Raw genomic sequence first — 25,628 nt, 5'->3', positions numbered from 1 at the left:
TAGGCGGCTCTGTTCGAATGCGCCACAGTAAAACCCTGAATCGACAAACTCATTCAGGAACCCCGGCCATGCTCACCCATCGCGAAACGTTGCTCTGCCGCTACCACTACGACCCGCTGGATCGTCTGGTTGATTGCACTCCCTCTGCGCAAGCCCCCACCCGGCGCTTTTACCTGAAAGATCGTCTGGCTACCGAGATTCAAGACGCGATGCAGCGTTCGATCATGCAGCACGACGATCAATTGCTGGCTCAGCAGCAGCGTCAGAGTGGGGCCAGGGAAACGTGCTTGCTTGCCACTGATCAACAGCGTTCGGTTTTGAATGTACTTGATGTAGCTCGGCCGCATCCCCTCGCCTACTCACCCTATGGTCATCGCCCTGCGGAAAGCGGCTTACTCAGTCTGCTCGGCTTCAACGGAGAACGGCCGGATCCGGTGACAGGGTGTTATTTGTTGGGGAATGGTTATCGGGCGTTTAACCCGGTGCTGATGCGGTTTAACAGCCCGGACAGTTGGAGTCCGTTTGGGGTAGGTAGGGTGAATGCGTATGCGTATTGCTCGGGGGATCCGCGTAACCGGAGTGACTCCACGGGACACTTCTCCATCTTTCCTCGAGGATACAACCCAATAAAGGGTCTTAAAAACATACTGGGACTCAGGACACCGTCATCTCTTAAAAAGCCCCCCTTACCTCCCGGCACGGATTCTCTCGTCGGATACCACGGAACGTCGGAAACTGGTGCGAAAAGCATTTTAAACAATGGAGTTAACGAAGACTTTATTGGAGACAACACTGGCAGCATTTCAGCGGGTTTCTATGTAGCAACGAAATTAGAAGACGCCCAGAGCTATGCACGTGATCATCTAATAAAAAATCAACGTGCAGTCGTATTGAAAGTCTACGTAAAAGACATTCAACAGAAAAAAGCAGGTAAAGATTACATCGCTGGCACTGGCGCACACGAAGGAGAAATCACCTTCTTCTCCTCTGCGTACAATGACATGTCATTCAAACGCCATGGCTCGTTTAGACGTGATAATCCAAGCGCTTACCGTCAAACTCTCAACCAGGAGATTCGATCAACGGCGAAAGGCCCGACCCTATGATTTGGCACTATCTGGCATAAGAAGGGCGACATCAAGTCGCCCTTCTTATGCCTCAAATAAAACTACGCCGCACTAAACATCTTATGCGGATCAATCACAAACTTCTTCGGCACACCCGCATCAAACTCGCCATACCCCTGCGGCGCCTGATCCAGGCTGATCACCTGCACCCCCACCACTTCAGCAATGTTGATGCGGTCCCACATGATCGCTTGCATGAGCGCGCGGTTGTACTTCATCACCGGGGTCTGGCCGGTGTGGAAGCTGTGGGATTTGGCCCAACCCAGGCCGAAGCGGATGCTCAGGCTGCCCATTTTCGCGGCAGCGTCGACAGCACCCGGATCTTCGGTCACGTAGAGGCCAGGGATGCCGATCTTGCCTGCCACACGCACCACGCCCATCAGCGAGTTGAGCACGGTGGCCGGCGCTTCGTGCTTCACGCCGTCATGGCCGTGGCCACGGGCTTCGAAGCCGACGGCGTCGATAGCGCAATCCACTTCCGGTTCGCCCAGCAGTGCGGCGATTTGTTCGTGCAGCGGCGTGTCCAGGGACAGGTCGGCGATCTCGAAGCCCTGGGCCTTGGCGTGGGCCAGGCGCACGGTGTTGACGTCACCGACGATCACCACCGCCGCACCCAACAGGCGAGCGGAAGCGGCCGCCGCCAGGCCGACCGGACCGGCACCGGCGATGTATACGGTACTGCCCGGGCCGACGCCAGCGGTCACGGCACCGTGATAGCCGGTCGGCAGGATGTCGGAGAGGCAGGTCAGGTCGCGGATTTTTTCCATCGCACGGTCGCGATCCGGCAGTTTCAGCAGGTTGAAGTCGGCGTACGGCACCATGGCGTATTCGGCCTGGCCACCGGTCCAGTCGCCCATGTCGACGTAACCATAAGCACCGCCCGGACGCGCCGGGTTGACGCTCAGGCACACGCCGGTATGCATTTCCTTGCAGGAACGGCAGCGCCCGCAAGCCACGTTGAACGGTACGGACACCAGGTCGCCGATTTGCAGGTTCTCGACGTCGCTGCCCTTCTCGATCACTTCACCGGTGATCTCGTGGCCCAGTACCAGGCCGGTTTGAGCGGTAGTACGGCCACGCACCATGTGCTGGTCGGAACCACAGATGTTGGTGGAAACCACACGCAGGATGACAGCGTGGTTAATCTTCCTGCCGCGCGGGTCCTGCATTTTTGGATAGTCGATTTTCTGTATTTCGACTTTGCCATTGCCGAGATACACCACACCACGATTGCCAGACATGCTTTCACCTCGCTGTTGTTTTTATGGAACCGCGTTGCCCAGGCAGGCAGCGCGTTAAGTGCTTGGGTTATTGCCTGTGTGTCTTGTGTTGCTTGTAAGGGCCTCATCGCGAGCAAGCTCGCTCCCACAATGGACCAGGGTGGACAAAAGGTTTATGAACGACACAAAACCCTGTGGGAGCGAGCTTGCTCGCGATGGCGATTTAAAGAACGACTGTTCTGTTCGCGTTAAGGAACACGCGTCTTTCAATGTGATACCCAACCGCCCGCGCCAGCGTCAGCCCCTCGATATCCCGCCCTTTGGCGATCAGGTCTTCCGGGTAATGGCTGTGGTCCACTGCCTCGACACCCTGGGCAATGATCGGGCCTTCATCCAGGTCGTTGTTGATGTAATGCGCGGTGGCGCCCACCAGTTTCACGCCCTTGTTGTAGGCCTGGTGGTAGGGCTTGGCGCCCTTGAACCCGGGCAGCAGGGAGTGGTGAATGTTGATCGCCTTGCCATCGAGCTTGCGGCACAGCTCCGGCGACAGCACTTGCATGTAGCGCGCAAGGATCACCAGTTCCGCACCGGATTCTTCGATCACCTGCCACACCTGACGCTCTTGCGACGGCTTGTCGTTCGGATCCAGCGGGAAGTGGTAGTACGGAATCTGGTGCCAGTCGGCCAGTGGCTTGAGGTCCGGGTGGTTGGAGACCACGGCGGCCACGTCCATCGACAACTGGCCGATGCGCTGGCGATAGAGCAAGTCGTTGAGGCAGTGATCGGCCTTGGAAACCATGATCACCACTTTCGGCCGGTAGTTCGGCGCGGTCAGTTCGAAGATCATGCCGAAGGCTTCACCGCGCTCGGCCAGGCCCGCGCGAAAGGACTGCTCGTCGAAACCGTCAGGCTGGCGGAATTCCACACGAATGAAAAAACGGCCCGAGAGCCGGTCATCGAAGGAATGGTGCTCGGTAACGTAGCAGCCCTGCTCGAACAGAAAGCGGGTCACCGCGTCCACGGTGCCGAGTACGCTGGGGCAGTCGGCGGTCAGAATCCATGTGTCTGGGGCGCGGCTCATAATGCGGTGACTCCTGAGAAATCGGTAGAGGTGGTGATCAGGCCTGCACGCTCAGGCCATACTCGGCAGAAGCGTCCTGCAACCACAACCACCAGTAATCCGAGAAGCTGCGACGAATCAGCAGTTCCCAGGTGTCTTCGGCGGTGTGACGGATCATCAGTTGCGATTTGGCGAACACCGTGCCGACGGCCTTGCCCACCGGGAAGTTGTTCGGGTGCACGTCGTAGCTGGTGGACTTCATCAGCACCTGGCGCACGTTCGGGCCGCTCAGTTCGAGGAGTTGTTGGCCGCCGCTGACGTTGACGATCGCAATGTGCAAATCGCCCAGCGCTTTGCGCAGTTTTTGCTCGGCGACCAGTTCTTCACCGGTCGGCACGATCAGCAGCCACTCATCCGGCCCCATCCATTGCAGACTGGTTTCGCCTTTGACAATGACGCTCAGTGCGCCGGGCAACTCAATGCCCAGGGCCTTGTGCACGCCTGCGGCGAATGCTGCATCGTGGCCATCGCCACGGATGGTCAGGTGGCCGAGGAGTTTCTTTTCACGCACGATCACGCCGGCGTTCTTGCGACCCTTGCCCACCAGGCTGGCGAGGTCGGCGTGATGCAACGACGACTCGGCCTTGGCCCCGGAGGTTGGGCGTTGTTGGTAAACATTGGCTGCGGTCATAAAGCACCTTTCCTGAATTCTGTTGGTTCCGGCCTTGTGGTGGCTGCACTACCGCCTTCGCGAGCAAGGCGAATCGTCGCACCGCCGCTCCCACATTTGACCGCATTCCCCTGTGGGAGCGGGCTTGCTCGCGAATGGGCCGACTCGGTGTCAATGCCCACTCACAAGCCTTGAAGCCATCAAACGTTCTGGCGTTCGCCCTTCGGATCGAAGAACACCGAAGAAACGATTTCCGCCTCGATCACGCTGCCGTCGGCCAGCGGTGCGAACACTCGTTCGCCCATCCGCTGCAACCCGCCCTTGACCACGCCCATGGCGAACGAATAGCCCAGGGAGTTGTGCAGGTAACTGGAAGTCACGTGACCCACCATGGTCATCGGGATGGCTTGCTTGGTGTTGAACACCAGTTGCGCGCCTTCTGGCAGCCATTTGTTCGGATCGATCGGCTTCAGCCCAACCAGTTGCTTGCGCTGATCACGCACGCAGTCTTCACGGTTCATGCCACGCCAGCCGATCCACGAGAACGGTTTGGTGCGACCGACACACCAGCCCATGTTCAGGTCGTCCGGGGTCATCGAGCTGTCAGTGTCCTGGCCGACGATGATGAAGCCCTTCTCCGCCCGCAGCACGTGCATGGTTTCAGTGCCGTACGGGGTCAGGTTGTACTTCTTGCCAGCGTCGACGATTTTTTCCAGCACGCCCATGGCGTAGTCGGCTTGCACGTTGACTTCGTACGACAGCTCACCGGTAAACGAAATCCGGAATACCCGCGCCGGCACACCACCCACCAGGCCTTCTTTCCAGGTCATGAACGGGAAGGCTTCGCTGCTCAGGTCGATGTCGGTGACTTCAGCGAGCAGCTTGCGGCTGTTCGGCCCGGACAGGGTCATGGTCGCCCAGTGGTCGGTGACGGAGGTGAAGTACACCTTCATGTCCGGCCATTCGGTCTGGTGGTACAGCTCCAGCCACTGCAGAACACGAGCCGCGCCGCCGGTGGTGGTGGTCATGACGAAGTGGTTGTCGGCCAGGCAAGCCGTCACGCCGTCGTCGAAGACCATGCCGTCTTCTTTGCACATCAGGCCGTAACGCGCCTTGCCCACATCGAGCTTGGTCCAGGCGTTGGTGTAGACGCGGTTGAGGAACTCACGCGCATCCGGGCCCTGGATGTCGATCTTGCCGAGGGTCGAAGCATCCAGCAGGCCGACGCTGTCGCGCACGGCTTTGCATTCGCGCTTCACGGCGGCATGCAGGTCTTCACCGGATTTCGGGAAGTACCAAGGACGTTTCCACTGGCCGACGTCTTCGAACTCGGCGCCGTTTTTCAGGTGCCATTGATGCAGTGCGGTGTAACGCACCGGCTCGAAGATGTGCCCACAGTGACGACCGGCCACGGCGCCGAAAGTCACCGGCGTGTAGTTCGGGCGGAACATGGTGGTGCCCATCTGCGGGATGGTCACGTTCAGCGAGCGGGCAGCGATGGCGAGGCCGTTGACGTTGCCAAGCTTGCCCTGATCGGTACCGAAGCCCAGCGCGGTGTAGCGCTTGACGTGCTCGACCGACTCGAAGCCCTCGCGGGTCGCCAGTTCGATGGCGGCGGCGGTGACGTCGTTTTGCAGGTCGACGAATTGCTTCGGCGCCCGGGCGGTGTTCTTTTCATGGGGCACCTGGAACAGCGCCACGGTCGGCTCTTCGAGACGGCTCAGGGCTTTCGGCAGTACGCTTTCGACAGTCTGGAATCCGGCTTCAGCGGCGGCGCGAGCGCCTCCTTCAAAACCATCGGCCAGGGAATCGCCAAGGCCGTAGACGCCGTTGATGCCACCGACACACACGCGCTTCTGCGGTGCTTCGCCCGGTACGAAACCGAGGATGTCTTCGCGCCAGGTCGGCTTGCCGCCCAGGTGCGAAGCCAGGTGAACCACCGGGCTGTAGCCACCGGAGCTGGCGACCACATCGCAGTCGAGCCATTCGCCCGGGCTGGTCACGGTGTGGGCTTTGACGTCGATGGCGGCCACACGGGCAGCGGTCACGCGCTTGCTGCCACGGGCCTCGATCACGGCGCTGCCGGTGAGGATGCGGATGCCTTTGGCGCGGGCTTCTTCCACCAGCGCACCACGCGGATTGCTGCGGGCATCGGCGATAGCCACCACTTGCAGGCTGGCATCGAGCCAATCCAGGGCAACGCGGTAGGCGTGGTCGTTGTTGGTCGACAGCACCAGCTTCTTGCCCGGTGCCACGCCGTAACGACGCACGTAAGTCGAGATGGCGCCGGCGAGCATGTTGCCCGGCACGTCGTTGTTACCGTAGACCAATGGACGCTCGTGAGCGCCGGTCGCCAGTACCACGCGATTGGCGCGGACCCGGTGGATGCGCTGACGCACCTGGCCAATCGGTGCGCGGTCGCCGAGGTGATCGGTCAAACGCTCGTGAATGGTCAGGAAGTTGTGATCGTGATAGCCGTTTACGGTGGCGCGCGGCAAGAGCAGCACGTCCGGGGTGTTCTTCAGTTCGTCGATAACGCTGGCCACCCACTCCATCGCCGGTTTGCCGTCGAGGCTTTCGCGGGAGTCGAGCAAGCTGCCGCCGAACTCTTCCTGTTCGTCAGCCAGGATCACACGGGCACCGCTGCGCGCAGCGGCCAGTGCAGCGGCCAGGCCGGCAGGGCCGGCGCCGACGATCAGCACGTCGCAGTGCTGGTTCATGTAGTCGTAGGTGTCCGGATCGTTCTCGGTCGGCGAGCGGCCAAGACCGGCAGCCTTACGAATGTACTTCTCGTAAGTCATCCAGAACGATTGCGGGTACATGAAGGTTTTGTAGTAGAAACCCGGTGGCATCAGCTTGCCGCCGACCTTGCCGAGAATCCCCATCATGTCGTTGTTGACGCTCGGCCAGCCGTTGGTGCTGGTGGCGACCAGGCCTTGGTACAGCGCCTGTTGCGTGGCGCGCACGTTCGGGATCTGCGTGGCTTCGGTGGCGCCGATCTGCAGTACCGCGTTCGGCTCTTCGGCGCCGGCGGCGAAGATGCCGCGCGGACGGGAATACTTGAAGCTGCGACCGATGATGTCGACGCCGTTGGCCAGCAGAGCAGCGGCCAGGGAATCGCCTTCGAAGCCTTTGTAGTTCTGGCCGTTGAAGGTGAAGGTCAAGACTTTGTTGCGGTCGATCCGTCCGCCATTGGACAGGCGATTGATCTGGCTCATACCTTCTCTCCCAGAGCCGTGCTGGCCGCTTTCGGGCTATCGGTCTTGTCGGTGAATTGTGGCTTGGCGCCGATCTTGTAGGTTTCGAGAATCTCGTAGGTCACGGTGTCACGGGTGACGTTGAAGTACTGACGGCAACCGGCGACGTGATCCCACAGCTCGTGGTGCAGACCGCGCGGGTTATCGCGGAAGAACATGTAGTCGCCCCACTCCTCGTCGGTGCAGGTGTTCGGATCCAGTGGACGCGGGATGTGCGCCTGGCCGGATGCGTGGAATTCCTCTTCGGAGCGCAACTCGCCGCAGTGAGGACAGAAGATATGCAACATGGGGATTTCTCCTGTTAGTGGGCAACCGCAGCAGCGCCGTGTTCATCGATCAACGCACCGTTGTGGAAACGGTCGATGGAGAAAGGTGCGGCCAGTGGGTGCATTTCACCCTTGGCCAGGCTCGCGGCAAACACGTTGCCCGAACCAGGTGTGGCCTTGAAGCCGCCGGTGCCCCAACCGCAGTTGAAGAACATGTTCGGTACCGGGGTTTTCGAGATGATCGGGCATGCGTCCGGCGTGGTGTCGACGATGCCGCCCCACTGACGGTTCATGCGTACCCGCGACAGCACCGGGAACATCTCGACGATGGCCTGGACGGTGTGCTCGATCACCGGGTACGAACCACGCTGGCCGTAGCCGTTGTAGCCGTCGATACCGGCGCCGATCACCAGGTCGCCCTTGTCGGACTGGCTGATGTAGCCGTGTACGGCGTTGGACATGATCACGCTGTCGATAATCGGCTTGATCGGCTCGGACACCAGCGCCTGCAGCGGGTGCGATTCGATCGGCAGGCGGAAACCGGCGAGCTTGGCCATGTGCCCGGAGTTACCGGCGGTCACTACGCCGACGCGCTTGGCGCCGATAAAGCCTTTGTTGGTTTCAACGCCGATGCACACGCCGTTTTCCTTGCGGAACCCGATCACTTCGGTTTGTTGAATCAGGTCCACGCCCAAGGCATCAGCGGCACGGGCAAAGCCCCAGGCCACGGCATCGTGCCGGGCCACGCCGCCGCGACGCTGGACGGTAGCGCCCATCACCGGGTAGCGGGTGTTCTTGGAGCAGTCGAGGTACGGAATCTCGTCGGCCACCTGTTTGGCATCGAGCAGTTCACCGTCCACGCCGTTGAGGCGGTTGGCGCTGACCCGACGCTCGGAATCACGGATGTCCTGCAGGGTGTGGCACAGGTTGTAGACGCCACGCTGGGAGAACATCACGTTGTAGTTCAGGTCCTGGGACAGGCCTTCCCACAGTTTCATCGCGTGTTCGTACAGGTGCGCCGACTCGTCCCACAGGTAGTTGGAGCGAACGATGGTGGTGTTGCGCGCAGTGTTACCACCGCCCAGCCAGCCTTTCTCGACCACGGCCACGTTGGTGATGCCGTGCTCCTTGGCCAGGTAGTAGGCCGTGGCGAGACCATGCCCGCCACCGCCGACGATGACCACGTCGTAGACCTTTTTAGGGGTCGGCGTGCGCCACATTTTCTGCCAGTTTTCATGATGGCTGAGAGAGTGTTTGAAGAGGCCGAAGCCCGAGTAGCGTTGCATAGTCATTTACTCCAAAACCGCACTCAGCGATAAACCGGGAAGTCCGCGCACAGGGCTGCCACTTGCTCGGCGACATTGGCCTCGACATCGGCGTCGCCGAGGTTGTCGAGGATGTCGCAGATCCAGCCGGCCAGCGTGACGCACTGGGTCACCTTGAAGCCGCGAGTGGTGACCGCCGGGGTACCGATGCGCAGGCCCGAGGTCACGAACGGCGACTGTGGATCGTTCGGGACAGCGTTCTTGTTCACAGTGATGTGGGCGCGACCGAGAGCGGCATCTGCCTCTTTACCGGTGAGGCCCTGACGGATCAGGCTGACCAGGAACAGATGGTTGTCGGTACCGCCGGACACTACATCGTAGCCGCGTTTGATAAACACGCCGGCCATGGCCTGGGCGTTGTCGATCACTTGCTGCTGGTAAACCTTGAAGCCAGGCTCCAGCGCTTCCTTGAAGCACACCGCCTTACCGGCGATCACGTGCATCAGCGGGCCGCCCTGGGCACCAGGGAAAACTGCCGCGTTGAGCTTCTTCTCGATTTCTTCGTTGGACTTGGCCAGGATCAGGCCGCCACGTGGACCGCGCAGGGTCTTGTGGGTAGTGGTGGTGACCACATCGGCGTACGGCAGCGGATTCGGGTACAGGCCGGCAGCGACCAGACCGGCCACGTGGGCCATGTCGACGAACAGCAGTGCACCAACCTTGTCGGCAATCTGGCGGAAGCGTGGGAAGTCGAGGGTCTTGGAGTAGGCCGAGAAGCCGGCAACGATCATCTTCGGCTTGCACTCGACGGCCAGACGCTCGACTTCGTCGTAATCGATCAGACCGGTCTTGGTGTCGATGCCGTACTGCACGGCGTTGTACAGCTTGCCCGAGGACGACACTTTGGCGCCGTGGGTCAGGTGACCGCCGTGGGCCAGGCTCATGCCGAGGATGGTGTCGCCGGCTTGCAGCAGGGCCAGGTACACGGCGCTGTTGGCCGAGGAACCGGAGTGCGGCTGCACGTTGGCGTAATCGGCGCCGAACAGTTGCTTGGCGCGCTCGATGGCCAGCGCCTCAACCTTGTCGACGTGCTCGCAGCCACCGTAGTAGCGCTTGCCCGGGTAGCCTTCGGCATATTTGTTGGTCAGACCGCTGCCTTGCGCTTCCATCACGCGCTTGCTGGTGTAGTTCTCCGACGCGATCAGCTCGATGTGATCTTCCTGGCGTTGCTCCTCGGCATTCATCGCCGCCAGCAGTGCATCGTCGTAACCCTGGATCTGGTCTTGCTTGCTGAACATCGCGTCTCTCCCAGCGGCATCTTTGCGCCATTCGTCTCGGTAAGGCACTGGCATTTCGGCAGTGCCCTTTGGTAGCGATGGTATGACTGGCTTCAAAGGGTCAAATGCCTACGGGCGCCACGCAAAGGTGCGTTTACGACATGGACTGCCATACGGTGTTACGCATGCCTCTGTAGGAGCTGCCGCAGGGTCAGGCGATAACCTGACGCACTGCAAGCAACACCAGGAAATGCAATGGATAGAGCGCATACGCCCAGCGCCGCATCGGTGGTGGTTTTACGTCCATTGCATGTCGCAACAAGAACAGCCCGAGCCATGGCGCAATCAGACACGCGACGATGGCCGGAATCGCCGTGAAATTGCCCAGACGAGCGGCGTAATACAGCACCTGCCACTGATTGGCCGCCAGGCATACCAACCCCGCCAACAGCGCGAAATACCAGGGCCGTTGCAGTACCAGCAACATCGCCAGTGGCAACAGCACGCCAAAGAACCCGAACATCAATCGCTGGGAGAAAAACCCTGCCAACAGCAACGCGCCCACCGCCAGCAGGCGCGACGCAAGTACCGGCTGCTGCCAGCCACGAACCACCAGCAAGCCCAAGGCAAGGGTGGGCAGTACGTTCAAGGTGTCGGGATTAGGAATGTACATCCGGTAAGGAATTTCACTCACCGCACTAAACAGCAACAACCAGCCCAGATAGCGCCAATGCCCGGCGTTTACCACAACAGGCTTTCGCGCCAGATTGACCGCCATCGCCAGGCAGAACCACGGAAACGCCAGGCGCCCCGGCACATACAACAAATCGGCGGAATAACCGACATATCGCAGGTGATCGAGCACCATGCTCAAAAGCGCCAGCCACTTGAGCAGATCCAGTGCCCCATCGCGCGGCTTTAGGTGCATGGCCTCGTGCATGCTCTTGTACATGCTCTTGTACATGCTCTTGTACATAGTCACGTGCATAATTGCCCTTCGACTGTGTATGTTCCCGACAGCGACATCCAGTGTGCTCCACCTGACGATCTTGGGTACGGTGCGCACCCTCATTGACCACGGGACGCTTCACCATAGGCATCTCGACCACGGAAGCAGGCCATGACCGACAAGAGCCAACAATTCGCCAGCGACAACTATTCCGGCATCTGCCCTGAAGCCTGGGCGGCCATGGAACAGGCCAACCACGGCCACCAACGCGCATACGGCGACGACGAGTGGACCGCCCGCGCCTCTGACGGATTCCGCAAGCTGTTCGAAACCGACTGCGAAGTGTTTTTCGCCTTCAATGGCACCGCCGCCAACTCGCTGGCGTTGTCGTCGTTGTGCCAGAGTTACCACAGCGTGATCTGCTCGGAAACCGCCCACGTCGAAACTGACGAATGCGGCGCCCCGGAATTCTTCTCCAACGGCTCCAAACTGCTGATCGCCCGCACTGAAAACGGCAAGCTGACCCCGGAATCGATCCGCGAGGTCGCGCTCAAGCGCCAGGACATCCATTACCCGAAACCCCGCGTCGTGACCCTGACCCAAGCCACCGAAGTCGGCAGCGTCTACACGCCGGACGAAATCCGCGCCATCAGCGCCACCTGCAAAGAGCTTGGCTTGAACCTGCACATGGACGGCGCGCGCTTCTCCAACGCCTGCGCATTCCTCGGCTGCACCCCGGCTGACCTGACCTGGAAGGCCGGTGTCGACGTGCTGTGCTTTGGCGGCACGAAAAACGGCATGGCGGTGGGCGAGGCAATACTGTTCTTCAACCACAAACTGGCCGAAGACTTCGATTACCGCTGCAAGCAGGCCGGGCAACTGGCCTCGAAAATGCGCTTCCTGTCGGCACCGTGGGTCGGGATCCTGGAAAACGACGCCTGGCTCAAATACGCCAACCACGCCAACCACTGCGCACAATTGCTCGCCGAACTGGTCAGCGACATTCCCGGCGTTGAACTGATGTTCCCGGTACAGGCCAACGGCGTGTTCCTGCAACTGTCGGAACCGGCCATCGCCGCATTGACCGCCAAGGGCTGGCGCTTCTACACCTTCATCGGCAACGGCGGCGCACGCTTCATGTGCTCGTGGGACACCGAGGAAGAGCGGGTGCGGGAACTGGCGAAGGACATCCGCGAAGTGATGTCCGCCTGACACCCGCCCCTGTAGGAGCTGTCGAGTGAAACGAGGCTGCGATCTTTTGATGCTCAGGATCAAAAGATCGCAGCCTTCGGCAGCTCCTACAGGAAACTTTCGCACCTGAAGACTTCGTCTACATTGTTTGTCGAGCCGAACCGCTCACATAACAACAATCAGGAGCGTCAGCATGTCATTGCAAGGCAAAACCCTGTTCATCACCGGCGCCAGCCGCGGCATTGGCCGCGAGATCGCGCTGCGGGCCGCACGCGACGGGGCCAACATCGTCATAGCCGCCAAAAGCGCCGAACCCCACGCCAAGCTGCCGGGCACGATTTTCAGTGTGGCCAAGGAAGTGGAAGCCGCTGGCGGCAAGGCGCTGGCCTTGCAAGTGGATGTGCGGGAGGAGGATGCCGTACGTGAGGCCCTGGCCCAGGCCAACGAACATTTCGGTGGTATCGATGCACTGATCAACAACGCCGGGGCGATCAAGCTCACCGGGGTCCAGCACCTCGAACTCAAGCGCTTCGACCTGATGCACCAGATCAACACCCGCGCCGTCTTGCTGTGCAGCCAGGCTGCGTTGCCGTACCTGAAGAAGTCCGGTGGCCACATCCTCAACCTGTCCCCTCCGCTGAACCTGGCCACCAAGTGGTTCGCCCAATACAGCCCCTATACCGTCACCAAGTACGGCATGAGCATGCTGACGCTTGGCATGAGTGAGGAATTCAAGAACTACGGGATCAGCGTCAACTCGCTGTGGCCACAGACGATGATTGCCACCGCCGCCATCGAGTTTCAGCTGGGGTCGAGGGAATCGTTCAAGCATGCGCGCCTGCCAGCGATCATGGCGGATGCGGCGCATGTGATTCTGGGCAGCAGCGGGCGCAGCATCACCGGGCGCTTGCTGATTGATGAGGAGATACTGCGGGAGAACGGTGTGACGGAGTTCGAACACTATCGGTTCGCGCCCGACAGCAGCGACAAGCTGATGACGGATCTGTTTGTCGACTGATTTTCTACACATGCCCCGTAGGAGCTGCCGAAGGCTGCGATCTTTTGATCTTGATTGTAAAAAAGTCAAAAGATCGCAGCCTTCGGCTGCTCCTACAGGGCGAAGATCGGCGCTGTTTAGAACTCGATCCGCACATCCCCCTTCGGCACGCTGCAGCACGACAGGATGAACCCTTCGGCTTCGTCTTCCTCGGTGATCCCGCCGTTGTGCTCCATCTCCACTTCGCCGCCCAGCTTCAACACCTTGCACGTCCCGCAAATCCCCATGCCGCACGCTTTCGGAATCAGCAGGCCGACCTTGGCCGCTGCCGCATGCACGGTCTCGCCCGGGGCCACGCGGATGCTCTTGCCGGAGGCGGTGAATTCCACTTGATGCAGGTCTGCCGCGTCGAGCTCCGGTGCGTCGGCCGCTTGCTCGGCGTGCTCCACGGCGTCGGCGCGCGCCTCTGGCGGGGTCGCTCCGAAGGACTCTTCGTGGTAACGAGACATGTCGAAGCCAGCGGCTTCGAGCAAGCGTTTGACCGCGTTCATGTATGGCGTCGGGCCGCAGCAGAACACTTCGCGCTCGAGGAAGTCAGGAACCATCAGCTCCAGCATCTTGTGATTGAGGTAACCGCGATAACCGGCCCATGGCTCGCCCAGTCCGTGCTTCTCGCAGATCAGGTGCAGGCTGAAGTTATCGATCCGCGACGCCATGTGTTCCAGCTCGCGGTGATAGATGATGTCTTTGGGCGAGCGGGCGCTGTGGATAAACGTCATGTCGACGTTAGCGTTGGTGTCATAGAACCAGCGCGCCATGGACATGCACGGGGTGATCCCCACGCCGCCGCTCAGGTACAGGACTTTCGGGCTCGGGAAGTCCATGGCATTGAACAGCCCGACCGGCCCGTGCACCGCCAGCTCCTGGCCTTCGTGCAGGGTGTCGTGCAACCAGTTGGACACCTTGCCACCCGGCACGCGCTTGATGGTTACCGAAAAGCTGTACGGCACCGACGGCGAGCTGGAAATGGTGTACGAGCGCATGATCGGCTGCCCTTCGATCTCCAGCTCAAGGGTGACGAACTGCCCCGGCTTGAAGAAGAACATGATCGGTTGGTCGGCCATGAAGCAAAAGGTGCGCACATCCCAGGTTTCCTGGATGACTTTGACGCAACGGACGATGTGTCGACCATTGGCCCAGGTCTGGGTGGTTACCGGATTCAGGAAACTATTGGACATGCTGATCTCCACGGCCGACTGCCGGCCTTCATGTTGGCGATTCTGCGTATAGCGCGAACCATCCATTTACCTATCTGCGACATTGACATGCTTATCGCGACCAGCCCCCGGCTACCGGGGCTTGCGCGTCGGGAACAGATTGCACCATGTCGCCCATGGATAAGGTTCTGCCCAGCGCCGGCCCCACACTCGCCCCATACCAAGACACAACCTTTTACACCTTGCGTAGCAAACCGTAGCCAAGTCACTTTCGCCGGCCACACAGAATGGCCTTGAGGATCAAATCGATGGACGTCACCGCAAAAATCAGCCTGGGCGATCCGCTGGAACCCGCACGCAAGGCCACTGCACAGATGCTGCAAGAGCGCGAGCGCACGTTCTCGCTGCCGCAGCCGTTTTACTCCGACGAGCGCCTGTTTGATATCGACATGCAGGAAATCTTTCAGAAAGAGTGGTTGATCGCCGGCATGACCTGCGAGATCCCCGCCAAGGGCAACTACCTGACCCTGCAGATCGGCAAGAACCCGATCATCGTGATCCGTGGCGCCGAAGGCGTGGTGCATGCGTTCCACAACGTCTGCCGCCACCGTGGCTCGCGTCTGTGCACCAGCGACAAGGGCAAGGTCGCCAAGCTGGTCTGCCACTACCACCAGTGGACCTACGAACTGGACGGCCGCCTGCTGTTCGCCGGCACCGAAATGGGCGCCGACTTCGACATGAACCAGTACGGCCTCAAGCCAGTGAACGTGAAGACCGCTGGCGGCTACATCTTCATCAGCCTGGCGGAGAACCCGCCGGCCATCGATGACTTCCTGTCGACGCTCAACCACTACATGGAACCGTACGACATGGAGAACACCAAGGTGGCGGTGCAAACCACCTTGATGGAAAAGGCCAACTGGAAACTGGTGCTGGAAAACAACCGCGAGTGCTACCACTGCAACGCGTCGCACCCGGAACTGCTCAAAACCCTGCTGGAATGGGACGACGTCACCGACCCGCGCGCCGACCAGGCGTTCAAGGACCACGTCGCCGCCTCCGCCGCAGCCTGGGAAGCCGAGAAGATCCCTTACGCCCACGCCAGCTTCGGCCTGCGCAACCGCATTGTGCGCATGCCGCTGCTCAAGGGCACCGTGTCGATGACCATGGACGGCAAACAGGGCTGCGCCAAGCTGATGGGCCGCATCAAGAACCCGGACCTGGGCTCGATGCGCATCCTGCACCTGCCCCACTCCTGGAACCACTGCATGGGCGACCACATCATCGTGTTCACCGTGTGGCCGATCAGCGCCCAGGAAACCATGGTCACCACCAAGTGGATCGTGCACAAGGACGCGGTCGAAGGCGTGGACTACGACGTGGAGCGCATGCGCCAGGTCTGGGACGCCACCAACGACCAGGACCGCCGCCTGGCCGAAGAGAACCAGCGCGGCATCAACTCCACCGCGTACCAGCCTGGGCCATACTCCAAGACCTATGAGTTTGGCGTGGTGAACTTCGTGGACTGGTACAGCGAGCGTCTGCTGAGCAACCTGGGGGCCGAGCCTGCGCCGTATCTGAAAGGGGTTCCGGTTAGCGGCTAAACATCAAAAGCAAAAAGCTTAGCGAGCAAGCCCGCTCCCACAGTGGATCGGTGGCGCACACAAACCCTGTGAACGCCTCGGTCATTGTGGGAGCGGGCTTGCTCGCGAAAGCGGCCTCACTTTCCCCGATCATTTAGAACTGTACGAAATATGATCTATCTCGTTCAGGCCTATGCCCGCCGCACCTCCCAGCCTTCCGCAAACAAGTTATCCACATCTCCACCCACAGCTATTGGGGACAACTGTGGAAAGGCCGCAAATTTTCTTCACAAAACCCAAAGAAAAATCGTGACTTATCCAGAAGCATGCTTCCACGGATGGACTGATCATTTTTTGATCGATAACCTGAAAGCCACGTATTACAAGGCCTTCAGAGGATGGCAAACACCTTATCCACAGAAGCGCCAACAGACTTTGGGGTTAACTTCGAAGACGCTGTGGAAAACTGCCATAACCCGCAATAAACCGGCGTTCAGGTGCAATTCCACGGCTCACAACCGTCAATTGATCATTTTTTGATCACAACCATGAAAGCCGCTATTTGTAAGGCCTACAGCCGATAGCAAACATCTTATCCACAGAAGCGCCAACAGAGATTGGGGGCAAGTCTGCATCCCCAGCAGCACTTATCCCCTTGAAAAAGCTTGGGAAAACCACGAACAGGGCTGGTTGTTTTTTAACCGAAGGCTTGCAGGGCTTGATCTATATGGGGTGTAGCGAGGGGCGAACATGTTATCCACAGAACCACCAACAGGGATTGTGGGTAAACACCGAGTTGTTCAGACTTTATTGAGGCATGAATGACCTGAATCCAGGTCCAGGTTCAATTCAAAGTCTTTGAACGCGCGCCATCCGAGCAATATCGACGGGACGTATTGCCCTGCTATCAGCGCCGGCGGGATGGTAAAGCCCGGGTAGTATTTGTAGGTAACCGCCATGGTGTTGCCCTGCAGGGCCAATACGCCGTCGAAGCGTTGGAAACGCTTGTTGTCGTTGGTGGAAACGCTCGAGCTTCCCGGTGTCAGCGCCTGCGCATCGCTGAGTTGCCTGCCAGGTGACGAGGCCGTCAGGTAGTCGACATTTCCCGTATCGATGATGGCCTGCGTTGCCCGGCGATCCAGCTGTGCGGCCACCACCAACCGTTGATTGAGATCCAGGCGGCTAACGACAACCGACGCATCACAGCCTGTGGCCGGCGGTGGATCCAGCTCCAGTGTTCTGCTGGTGATCTTCAAGCGCCCCAGCTTGCTGATCAGATCCAGCCCCAACAGATTATCGCGGTCGCTGACAAAGACCAGGACGTTCCTGAATTCACGGGTGCCGACTTTCAGCGACCGGAGAATGCCCAGCCTCGCAGCCAGGCCTTTTTCGCCATAAAACGTGCTGTAGCGATAAAAAGCATCGGGCAACAACCTGATGCCCATCTGTTTCGCGGTGTCGATGTTGACCCGGGTTTGCGGTGCCCCCGTGTCCAGTACAAAACGCGCCGAGGCACCATTGGCCGCGCCGACCTCGATAAATGGCAGCACTTGTTCAGCGATGTAAAAGTCGCCGGCATACGGATAGAGCGGCAGCACCTCATGCCGCATCGAACCCTTGACCGTGAAATCGCCAGTCGCCGCCAGCATAGCCAGTGATTTGCTGCCAAACGTGGAGAACAGAGGCTTCAGATCGGCGCTGGCGGCAATCGCCCGGGCATGCCTGGCCTTGATCGCGAGGTAGTATTCAGGGAGTTGGTTGGCGGCCTTGGCTTCGAGCAATCTGGCGAAGACAGTTACCGAGCAACTGAGGTGTCTATCGGCATCCAGCACCTTGTCGCACTGTTGCCGCAGTTGCGCCAGGGACGCGCTGCGCCCCTGTTCGGAGTCTATCCAGCGGTAAAAATCCTGGTCAGCCACAGGCGCATTTGTCTGGGCGGCAGAGATCACACCTGTGGATAACCACATGGCCGATGCACAGAGCGCCAGAAGAGCGAAAGTCTTCATATTCAGGCCAGTCATAAAAACCGGTTTTTATGAGTCAGCGCTGAATGTCTGAAAGCTCCCGAAAGCGTACCGCACCCCTGATCAGCGCATTGAAAACTGTAGCTCACTGCCCTCGTCGGCGTGAGGCGAGAGCAAGGGTTCGTGGCGTTGTGGATAACCGCCGCCGGTCGCCCACTCGAGTAAGCTCAAGGCCTGTGCATAAGATAGGCGTCACCGCTGACGCGGATCATGGGATGAGGGGTGATCTGGCAGGTCTTGATGATCCCGAAACCGTGCCGCTCGTAAAAACGCCGGGCGCCAGCGTTGGCGGCGTAGTCGATCAGGCTCAGGCCATTGAGCCCCAGTTGGTCGGCGCGTTCTTGAGCATGGGCGAGAAACTGCACGCCCAGCCCCCGGTTGCGCCAGCCTTCATGCAGGGCCAGGCTGGAGATGTACAGGGTATCGGGTACCTCCATGTCGGCGTAAGGCGCCAGTACCGGGTCGGTCGTCGGCACAGCCAGTGGATCGTGGCGCATCGCGTAGCTGTGCATCATGCCAATGACCTGACCATCGGCCTCGGCAATCAGGCAGTTCTGGTAGGAGAAATCCACGTCGTCCCGGGCGTATCGAATGGCACCTACATCCAGCAAATCCTGACCGGGCTCGGCCAACTGGCTCCAGATGTAATCCGAAGCGCCCTCTGAGGAAATCTGGAACAGACGCGCAATCGCGCGCGCGTCCGCACGCACTGCCGAACGAAATTCAACTGCCATTATTTTTTCTCTGCCAGATTTATCCAGTCCACATGAAGGAAAGCGTTAGCGGACCACACCTTCTTCAATCAGCAATTTGAGGATGGCCTCGGCACCGGCCTGGGCCGTTACGCCTTTAAGCACCTGCCCGCCTCCACCACTGGCCTTGGCCGTCGCGGCTTTCATGCGGTCGGCGCCGCTCTTGGCCTTGATCACCTTCAGGCGCTTGGGCCGTGGCTTGGCCGGTTGCAGAGTGGCGACCGCGAGCAGTTCATCGTCGATGACCTCGACGTCCTGCGCTTGCAGCACACCGCGTCGAGCCGGGCCGTAAGCGCTTTGCCGAGGCTTGGGGGCGGCGTTATCCACCGTCGCCAGAAACGGCAGGCGTACCTTCAGGCGACGGCGTTGACCACGGGGCAAGGCTTGCAGCACCAGCGCCGAACCGCCATCGATGGACTCGACCTGCGCCAGCCCCACCACCAGCGGCCAGCCCAGACTTTCGGCCAGCAGGAAGGGCAACATGCCCGAGCCTTCACCGGTTTCCGCCTGGCTGCCGGTCAACACCACCTGCGCCCCGGCATCACGCAAATAGTCGGTCAGCGCCGGTAGCGCGTCGGCGCCTTGGGGTTGCTCCAGCACATGCAGTTGCTCAAGCCCCATGCCCAGGTAAGCGCGCAAGGCTGGCTCGGCGATGTCACCGGCATGCAGCACCTGCAAGTTATCCCCAGCCAATTGCAGGCCCAGTTCAACCGCCCGCGCATCCTGCTCCGCGCGACGCGGCCGACCGGATGTCGGGTGGGCGCCGATGGACACCAGGCTGATGATTTTCGTGCTCATAACCCTTTCCTTCCCTTAAGCCGCATCGCGCTTGGCGTCGTTGCGGTAAGCCTCTACCGCCTCGATCAAGGCTTGAAGAATTTCCGCGCTCTCGCCGATCACCGAGAGGTCCGCGCGCTTGATCATGTCGCAGCCGGGGTCGAGGTTGATCGCCACCACCTTGTCGCAGGCACCAATGCCTTGCAGGTGCTGGATCGCCCCGGAAATCCCCACCGCCACATAGACCCGTGCGGTGACCCAGGTACCGGATGCGCCGACCTGGCGGTCGCGGGCCATGAAGCCGTCGTCCACCGCCACCCGCGATGCGCCTTCGGTCGCGCCGAGGGCTTCGGCGGTCCTGTGGAAAAGGCCCCAGTCCTTGACCCCGTTGCCGCCGGAGAAGATGAACTCGGCTTCGGCCATGGGAATTGCCGCCGGATCGACGGCCACCGCGCCCAGATCTTCGATCCGCGACAGGCTGCGCGCCACGGTTGTGGATAACTCCACGGGCAAGGCTTCGTGACGGGTTTCACTGACCGGTTCGGCGCACTCGACAGCCGCCAGAATCAATCGCGCCAGCGGACGGGCAAGATCTTGCAGACCCGCGCCGGCGCGGCCGATGCACTCCTGATCCTTGACCTGCCAGACCCGCGTGGCCGGGCGCTCGCCCAGTGCCGCGGCAAAACGTCGACCGAGTTCGCCACCACCGCTGCGGCTGTCCGGCAGCAACCAGTGACGCGGACTGAACTGGTTATCCACAGCCCGCAGCCCCTGGACCCGTTGTTCCGGTGCATAACCGCTGAATTCTTCGCCTTCCAGCACCAACAGGCGGTCGACGCCTGCCGTGGCGAAGGCGTTTTCCTTGTGTTCGCCGAACACCACGGCCAGCACTGCGCCGTCCTTGCCGGCCAGTTGATGGGCCAGGCCCAGCAGGTCACGGTCGTGGCTGCTCAAGCGGCCACCGACCATGTCCGGCACCACGCTGATGTAAAACGCCGGCGCGGTCACCTGATGTAGCGGCAATTGCACTTCAACAGCGGCTGAACGTTTTGTCGCTCCACCCTGCTGAGCGCCGCTACGGTCGATACGCTTGATGCCATTGGGACCAATGAAACCGATGCCATGGGGATTTTTGCGGATGACGCCGTTAGGCCCCATCCAGCTGTGTTGCGCCGGCTGCATGGCTGCGTGCAGCGGGTGCAGACGGTTGCGGGCAATCCATTCGGCCCGAGGGTCGCGGCGGATAATGTCGCTCATCAGTGCACCTCCGCAGGTTCACGTTTGGCCGGTGCCGAAGGCTTTCCCGGCGCGGCGTCTTCGAGCAGCGCATCAGCCACCAGTTCGGCGATGTCCTTGATCATCGGCCGGGGTTCGACCACGCCTTCAAGCATCGCGGTGCATTGTGGACAACCCACGGCCACCAGTTCGGCGCCGGTTTCGCGGATGTCTTCCATGCGCATGTCGGGAATGCGCTGCTTGCCCGGAATGTCGGTGATCGGCGCGCCGCCACCACCGCCGCAGCAGCGGGAGCGGAAACCGGAACGTTGCATCTCTTTCACTTCGATCCCGAGGGCGCGCAGGACCTGACGCGGCGCCTCGTATTCGCCGTTGTAGCGGCCGAGGTAGCACGGGTCGTGGTAGGTCACGCTGTCGCCTTTGTGCTGACCGAGGTTCAGCGCGCCAGCATCAATGATTTCCGCCATGTAGGTGCTGTGGTGCTGCACCAGGTAGTTGCCATCGAAGGCGCCGTACTCGTTTTTCAGCACGTGGAAGCTGTGCGGATCGCAGGTGACGATGCGGTTGAAGCTGTACTTGGCCAGGGTCTGGATGTTGCGTTTGGCCAACAGCTGGAAGGTCGCTTCGTCGCCCAGACGTCGGGCCACATCCCCGCTATCGCGCTCTTCGAGGCCGAGCACGGCGAAGTCGATTTTCGCCGCTTTGAGCACTTTGACGAAGGCGCGCAGGGTGCGCTGGTTGCGCATGTCGAAGGCGCCATCGCCAACCCAGAACAGCACGTCGGTGGATTTTTTTTCGCTCAGCAGATTGAGGTTCAAGTCTGCTGCCCAGTTCATCCGCCCGCCCGGCGCGAAACCGCCCGGGTTGTCGGTGGCGATCAGGTTTTCCAGGACTTCGGCACCCTTGTTCGGAGTCGCGCCTTTTTCCAGGGTTAGATGGCGGCGCATATCGACGATGGCATCGACGTGCTCGATCATCATCGGGCATTCCTCGACGCAGGCACGGCAGGTGGTGCACGACCACAGGGTTTCGGCGTCCACCAGACCGTTGACGATCGGTTGATGCGGATTGCCCCCGTGTTCGCCTATCGGCTTGCCCGGATACGGGCTGCCGGCGAATTTTGCATCGGTGCCACCGGCCAGGCCGACGACCATGTCCTGAATCAGTTTTTTCGGGTTCAGCGGCTGACCGGCGGCGAAGGCCGGGCACGCTGCTTCGCATTTACCGCACTGCACGCAGGCGTCGAAGCCGAGCAATTGGTTCCAGGTAAAATCCTTGGGTTTTTCCACGCCCAGTGGCGCGGTCGGGTCGTTCAAGTCCAGAGGCTTGAGGCCCGTGGAACGACCGCCACCGAAGCGTTCGGCGCGACGGTGCCAGGCCAGGTGCAGCGCACCGGCGAAGGCGTGCTTCATCGGCCCGCCCCAGGTCATGCCGAAGAACAGTTCCGACACGCCCCACAACACGCCTACCCCGAGAACCGCCGCCACCAGCCAGCCACCGAAGTTTTCCGGGAGGATCCCGGCCACCGGCAGGGTCAACAGGAAGAACGAGACCGAGAACGCCAGCAAGCTTTTCGGCAGGCGCATCCACGGGCCTTTCGACAAGCGCGACGGAGGGTTGCGCCGACGCAGGTAAACAAAGATCGCGCCGACGAACATCACCGCTGTCATCAGCAGCAGCGCATAGCCGAGGAAACGGTTATGCAGGCCGAAACCATGCACCAGAATCGCCAGCACGATGGACGCCACCGCACCGCCGGCCGTGGCGACGTGGGTGTTGGCAATGTATTTGTCTCGCGCCACCACATGGTGCAAGTCGACCATGTAGCGCTTGGGCATGGCGAACAGGCCGCCGATCAGGTCGACTTTCGAAGCCCGGCCCCGGCGCCACATGGCCACCCGCCGTAACGCGCCCAGGACACCAAGGCCCAGGGCGGCGAACAACAGGATTGGAAGAAGGGTGTTCAACATGGTGAAGCTCCCACCAGTACATCTTGGAGAAACACGGTCGGCGTAGGAGCTGCCGCAGGCTGCGATCTTTTGATCTTGATCTTAAAAACAAGATCAAAAGATCGCAGCCTGCGGCAGCTCCTACACAGGGGGTGTCAAAACCTTAGAAATCCTTGCACAACCGCAGCGCGTCGTAGATCGCCGCATGCACGTTGCGCTGTGCCACGCAGTCACCGATGCGGAACAGCAGGTAGCCGTCGCCGCTCTGCTCCAGGCAAGGTTGCGGCTTGATCGCGAACAAGGCTTCGACGTCGATCTGGCCTTTGTTGCGCGAGCCTTCCTTCAAGGCGTAGTAGATTTCCTCGTCCGGGCGCACACCGTTTTCGATGACCACCTGGTCCACCACCCGCTCCTCTTTGGCACCGGTGTATTCGTTTTCCAGCACTGCAACCAGCTTGTCACCTTCGCGGTAAACCTTCTCCAGCATCATGTCGCCGGTCATGATCACTTCTTTCGGGTACATGCTGCGGTAGTACGTCGGGAACGACGTGCCGCCAATCGCCACGCCCGGCTTGATGTCGTCGGTGACGATTTCGACCTGGCTGCCCTTGTCCGCAATGAAGTCCGCGGTAGACATGCCGGTGAACTCGCAAATGGTGTCGTAAACCAGCACGTTCTTGCCAGGCAGAACCTTGCCGTCGAGCACATCCCAGCTGCTGACCACCAGACCTTCAGCCGCACCCCAGTGTTCGTTCTGCTCGATGAACGGATGTCCACCGACGGCCAGCACCACCACGTCTGGACGCAGGTCCATGATGGTCGGCGCATCCGCCGCAGTGCCCAGGCGCAGATCGACTTTCAACCGAGCCAGCTCCAGCTGGTACCAGCGGGTGATACCGGCGATCTGATCCCGTTGTGGTGCTTTCGAAGCGGTGGTGATTTGGCCGCCGATGAATTCTTTCTTCTCGAACAGGGTCACGTTGTGGCCACGTTCGGCGGCAACGCGAGCGGCTTCCATCCCCGCAGGGCCAGCGCCAACTACCACCACTTTGCGTTTCACGCCGGTGGTTTTTTCAATGATGTGTGGCAGGCCCATGTATTCACGGGAAGTTGCGGCGTTCTGGATGCACAACACATCCAGACCCTGGTATTGACGGTCGATGCAGTAGTTGGCCCCGACGCACTGCTTGATCTGGTCGATCTGGCCCATCTTGATCTTGGCGATCAGGTGCGGGTCGGCAATGTGGGCGCGGGTCATGCCGACCATGTCGACGTAGCCACCCTCCAGAATGCGCGTGGCCTGGTTCGGGTCCTTGATGTTCTGCGCGTGCAGCACCGGAACCTTGACCACCTCCTTGATCCCGGCCGCCAGGTGCAGGAACGGCTCGGGCGGGTAGCTCATGTTCGGAATCACGTTGGCCAGGGTGTTGTGAGTGTCGCAACCCGAGCCGACGACGCCGATGAAATCGAGCATGCCGGTGTCGTCGTAATATTTGGCGATCTGCTTCATGTCTTCGTGGGACAGGCCGTCCGGGTGGAACTCATCACCGCAGATGCGCATGCCCACGCAGAAGTCGTCACCGACCTCGGCGCGCACGGCTTTCAAGACTTCCAGGCCGAACTTCATGCGGCCTTCGAAGGTACCGCCCCATTCGTCGGTACGCTTGTTGACGCGCGGGCTCCAGAACTGGTCGATCATGTGCTGGTGCACAGCCGACAATTCCACGCCGTCCAGGCCACCGGCCTTGGCACGACGCGCAGCCTGCGCATAGTTGCCGATCACCCGCCAGATTTCTTCCGGCTCGATGGTCTTGCAAGTGGCACGGTGCACCGGCTCACGCACGCCCGACGGCGACATCAACGTTGGCCAGTTAAAGCCGTCCCAACGCGAGCGACGACCCATGTGGGTAATCTGGATCATGATCTTGGCGCCGTGCTTGTGCATGGCATCGGCCAGATTCTGGAAGTGCGGAATGATGCGGTCGGTGGACAGGTTCACCGAGCTCCACCACTCCTGCGGGCTGTCGATCGCCACGACGGACGAGCCGCCACAAATCGCCAGGCCGATCCCGCCCTTGGCTTTCTCTTCGTAATACTTGACGTACCGGTCGGTGGTCATGCCGCCGTCGGTGGCATAGACCTCGGCGTGCGCGGTGCTGAGCACGCGGTTGCGGATGGTCAGTTTGCCGATCTGGATCGGCTGGAACATTGCTTCGAAAGCCATGGCGGGTTCCTCGACTTACAACGGCTTGACGGTGAACAAGCCGTCTTCGTGACCCTCTTCGGAGCCACCGTAGACTTGTTCGGCCACGGTACGGATCTTGCTGCCGCGAGCGGCGAGGATCTGGTCCATCGCCCCTGCAAACCAGCCAGTGAACATGTAGTCGACCTTGCGCCCGACTTTGCCGTACACGTAGACGAATGCCGAGTGTTCGAGCTTGACGCTGGCGGTGCCTTTGTCGAGGTCAATGTCCTGGATCTTGAACAGCCCCCAGCCGCGCTGCGACAGGCGCTTCATGTAGTGCTCGAACACCGCGACGCCTTCCAGGCCATGGCATTCGGCTTCTTTTTCACACCAGTGCCAGGCGGACTTGTAGCCGGCCTTGTAGAGGATTTCGGCGTAGGCTTCAGCGCCCAGCACTTCCTCGATGCCCATGTGGTTGTTGACGAAGAAATGGCGCGGCACGTACAGCATCGGCAAGGCGTCGGAGGTCCAGATACCGGTTTCACTGTCGACTTCGATTGGCAATTGAGGGGCGATCTTGGCCATGAAAACTTAACTCCAGAAAATTTGTTGTGTTGCCCGCTGCA

20 protein-coding genes are annotated in these 25,628 nt (G+C 60.5%); 4 read left to right on the top strand and 16 right to left on the bottom strand.

Annotated features, from left to right (window positions below):
- Positions 1 to 68 precede the first annotated feature (68 nt).
- Entirely contained in the window at positions 69 to 1,106 is a 1,038-nt protein-coding gene (locus ACM6IT_RS09215) for an RHS repeat-associated core domain-containing protein (protein ID WP_414917839.1), read from the top strand.
- A 62-nt stretch (positions 1,107 to 1,168) separates the two neighbouring features.
- Here the strand turns inward: ACM6IT_RS09215 and fdhA are convergent, their stop codons facing one another.
- From fdhA to ACM6IT_RS09175, 8 genes are all read right to left on the bottom strand, one after another.
- A complete protein-coding gene (fdhA, locus tag ACM6IT_RS09210; RefSeq protein ID WP_414913423.1) occupies positions 1,169 to 2,368 on the bottom strand; it encodes a formaldehyde dehydrogenase, glutathione-independent in 1,200 nt (399 codons plus the stop codon).
- Positions 2,369 to 2,570: 202 nt separating this feature from the next.
- On the bottom strand, positions 2,571 to 3,428 hold the full coding sequence (purU, locus tag ACM6IT_RS09205) for a formyltetrahydrofolate deformylase (protein WP_007981374.1): 858 nt from the start codon (positions 3,426 to 3,428) through the stop codon (positions 2,571 to 2,573).
- Between the two features lie 37 nt (positions 3,429 to 3,465).
- Entirely contained in the window at positions 3,466 to 4,098 is a 633-nt protein-coding gene (locus ACM6IT_RS09200; RefSeq protein ID WP_056726582.1) for a sarcosine oxidase subunit gamma, read from the bottom strand.
- A gap of 179 nt (positions 4,099 to 4,277) precedes the next feature.
- A complete protein-coding gene (locus tag ACM6IT_RS09195; RefSeq protein ID WP_414913424.1) occupies positions 4,278 to 7,295 on the bottom strand; it encodes a sarcosine oxidase subunit alpha in 3,018 nt (1,005 codons plus the stop codon).
- Positions 7,292 to 7,621: a sarcosine oxidase subunit delta gene (locus tag ACM6IT_RS09190; RefSeq protein ID WP_056726580.1), complete on the bottom strand. Its 330-nt coding sequence runs from the start codon at positions 7,619 to 7,621 to the stop codon at positions 7,292 to 7,294. The genes ACM6IT_RS09195 and ACM6IT_RS09190 overlap by 4 nt, the downstream gene beginning before the upstream one ends.
- Positions 7,622 to 7,635: 14 nt before the next feature.
- Entirely contained in the window at positions 7,636 to 8,886 is a 1,251-nt protein-coding gene (locus ACM6IT_RS09185; RefSeq protein ID WP_038981138.1) for a sarcosine oxidase subunit beta, read from the bottom strand.
- Positions 8,887 to 8,909: 23 nt separating this feature from the next.
- Positions 8,910 to 10,163: a serine hydroxymethyltransferase gene (gene glyA / locus ACM6IT_RS09180; RefSeq protein WP_046039380.1), complete on the bottom strand. Its 1,254-nt coding sequence runs from the start codon at positions 10,161 to 10,163 to the stop codon at positions 8,910 to 8,912.
- 190 nt (positions 10,164 to 10,353) lie between these two features.
- Positions 10,354 to 11,130, bottom strand: coding sequence for a TraX family protein (locus tag ACM6IT_RS09175; RefSeq protein WP_414917838.1), 777 nt, complete (start codon positions 11,128 to 11,130; stop codon positions 10,354 to 10,356).
- Between the two features lie 132 nt (positions 11,131 to 11,262).
- Between ACM6IT_RS09175 and ACM6IT_RS09170 the strand changes: the two genes are divergently transcribed.
- Positions 11,263 to 12,303 (top strand): low specificity L-threonine aldolase, encoded by a 1,041-nt coding sequence (locus ACM6IT_RS09170; protein WP_414913427.1) that lies wholly within the window; start codon positions 11,263 to 11,265, stop codon positions 12,301 to 12,303.
- A gap of 172 nt (positions 12,304 to 12,475) precedes the next feature.
- A complete protein-coding gene (locus tag ACM6IT_RS09165; protein WP_056726577.1) occupies positions 12,476 to 13,300 on the top strand; it encodes an SDR family oxidoreductase in 825 nt (274 codons plus the stop codon).
- A 116-nt stretch (positions 13,301 to 13,416) separates the two neighbouring features.
- Here ACM6IT_RS09165 and gbcB read toward each other — a convergent pair whose 3' ends face one another.
- Positions 13,417 to 14,517: a glycine-betaine demethylase subunit GbcB gene (gbcB, locus tag ACM6IT_RS09160; RefSeq protein WP_056726680.1), complete on the bottom strand. Its 1,101-nt coding sequence runs from the start codon at positions 14,515 to 14,517 to the stop codon at positions 13,417 to 13,419.
- Between the two features lie 287 nt (positions 14,518 to 14,804).
- Between gbcB and gbcA the strand changes: the two genes are divergently transcribed.
- On the top strand, positions 14,805 to 16,100 hold the full coding sequence (gene gbcA, locus ACM6IT_RS09155) for a glycine-betaine demethylase subunit GbcA (RefSeq protein ID WP_056726576.1): 1,296 nt from the start codon (positions 14,805 to 14,807) through the stop codon (positions 16,098 to 16,100).
- A gap of 779 nt (positions 16,101 to 16,879) precedes the next feature.
- Here gbcA and ACM6IT_RS09150 read toward each other — a convergent pair.
- The 7 genes from ACM6IT_RS09150 to ACM6IT_RS09120 form a co-directional block, all read right to left on the bottom strand.
- Positions 16,880 to 18,046, bottom strand: coding sequence for a retropepsin-like aspartic protease (locus tag ACM6IT_RS09150; RefSeq protein WP_414917850.1), 1,167 nt, complete (start codon positions 18,044 to 18,046; stop codon positions 16,880 to 16,882).
- 224 nt (positions 18,047 to 18,270) lie between these two features.
- Positions 18,271 to 18,837 (bottom strand): GNAT family N-acetyltransferase, encoded by a 567-nt coding sequence (locus tag ACM6IT_RS09145; RefSeq protein ID WP_414913431.1) that lies wholly within the window; start codon positions 18,835 to 18,837, stop codon positions 18,271 to 18,273.
- A 45-nt stretch (positions 18,838 to 18,882) separates the two neighbouring features.
- Positions 18,883 to 19,653: an electron transfer flavoprotein subunit beta gene (locus ACM6IT_RS09140; protein WP_056726573.1), complete on the bottom strand. Its 771-nt coding sequence runs from the start codon at positions 19,651 to 19,653 to the stop codon at positions 18,883 to 18,885.
- 15 nt (positions 19,654 to 19,668) lie between these two features.
- A complete protein-coding gene (locus ACM6IT_RS09135; protein ID WP_056726572.1) occupies positions 19,669 to 20,889 on the bottom strand; it encodes an electron transfer flavoprotein subunit alpha/FixB family protein in 1,221 nt (406 codons plus the stop codon).
- On the bottom strand, positions 20,889 to 22,838 hold the full coding sequence (gene dgcB, locus ACM6IT_RS09130; RefSeq protein ID WP_223541344.1) for a dimethylglycine demethylation protein DgcB: 1,950 nt from the start codon (positions 22,836 to 22,838) through the stop codon (positions 20,889 to 20,891). Before dgcB ends, ACM6IT_RS09135 begins: the two co-directional genes overlap by 1 nt.
- Before the next feature lie 142 nt (positions 22,839 to 22,980).
- Positions 22,981 to 25,041: a dimethylglycine demethylation protein DgcA gene (gene dgcA / locus ACM6IT_RS09125; protein ID WP_056726570.1), complete on the bottom strand. Its 2,061-nt coding sequence runs from the start codon at positions 25,039 to 25,041 to the stop codon at positions 22,981 to 22,983.
- Between the two features lie 15 nt (positions 25,042 to 25,056).
- Complete coding sequence (locus ACM6IT_RS09120) at positions 25,057 to 25,587, bottom strand: DUF5943 domain-containing protein (RefSeq protein ID WP_056726569.1); 531 nt, start codon at positions 25,585 to 25,587, stop codon at positions 25,057 to 25,059.
- Between the last annotated feature and the right edge of the window lie 41 nt (positions 25,588 to 25,628).

It is taken from the genome of Pseudomonas sp. IT-P4, assembly GCF_949767755.1.
Lineage (GTDB): Bacteria > Pseudomonadota > Gammaproteobacteria > Pseudomonadales > Pseudomonadaceae > Aquipseudomonas > Aquipseudomonas monachiensis.
This window is presented reverse-complemented; position numbering and strand designations above follow the sequence as displayed.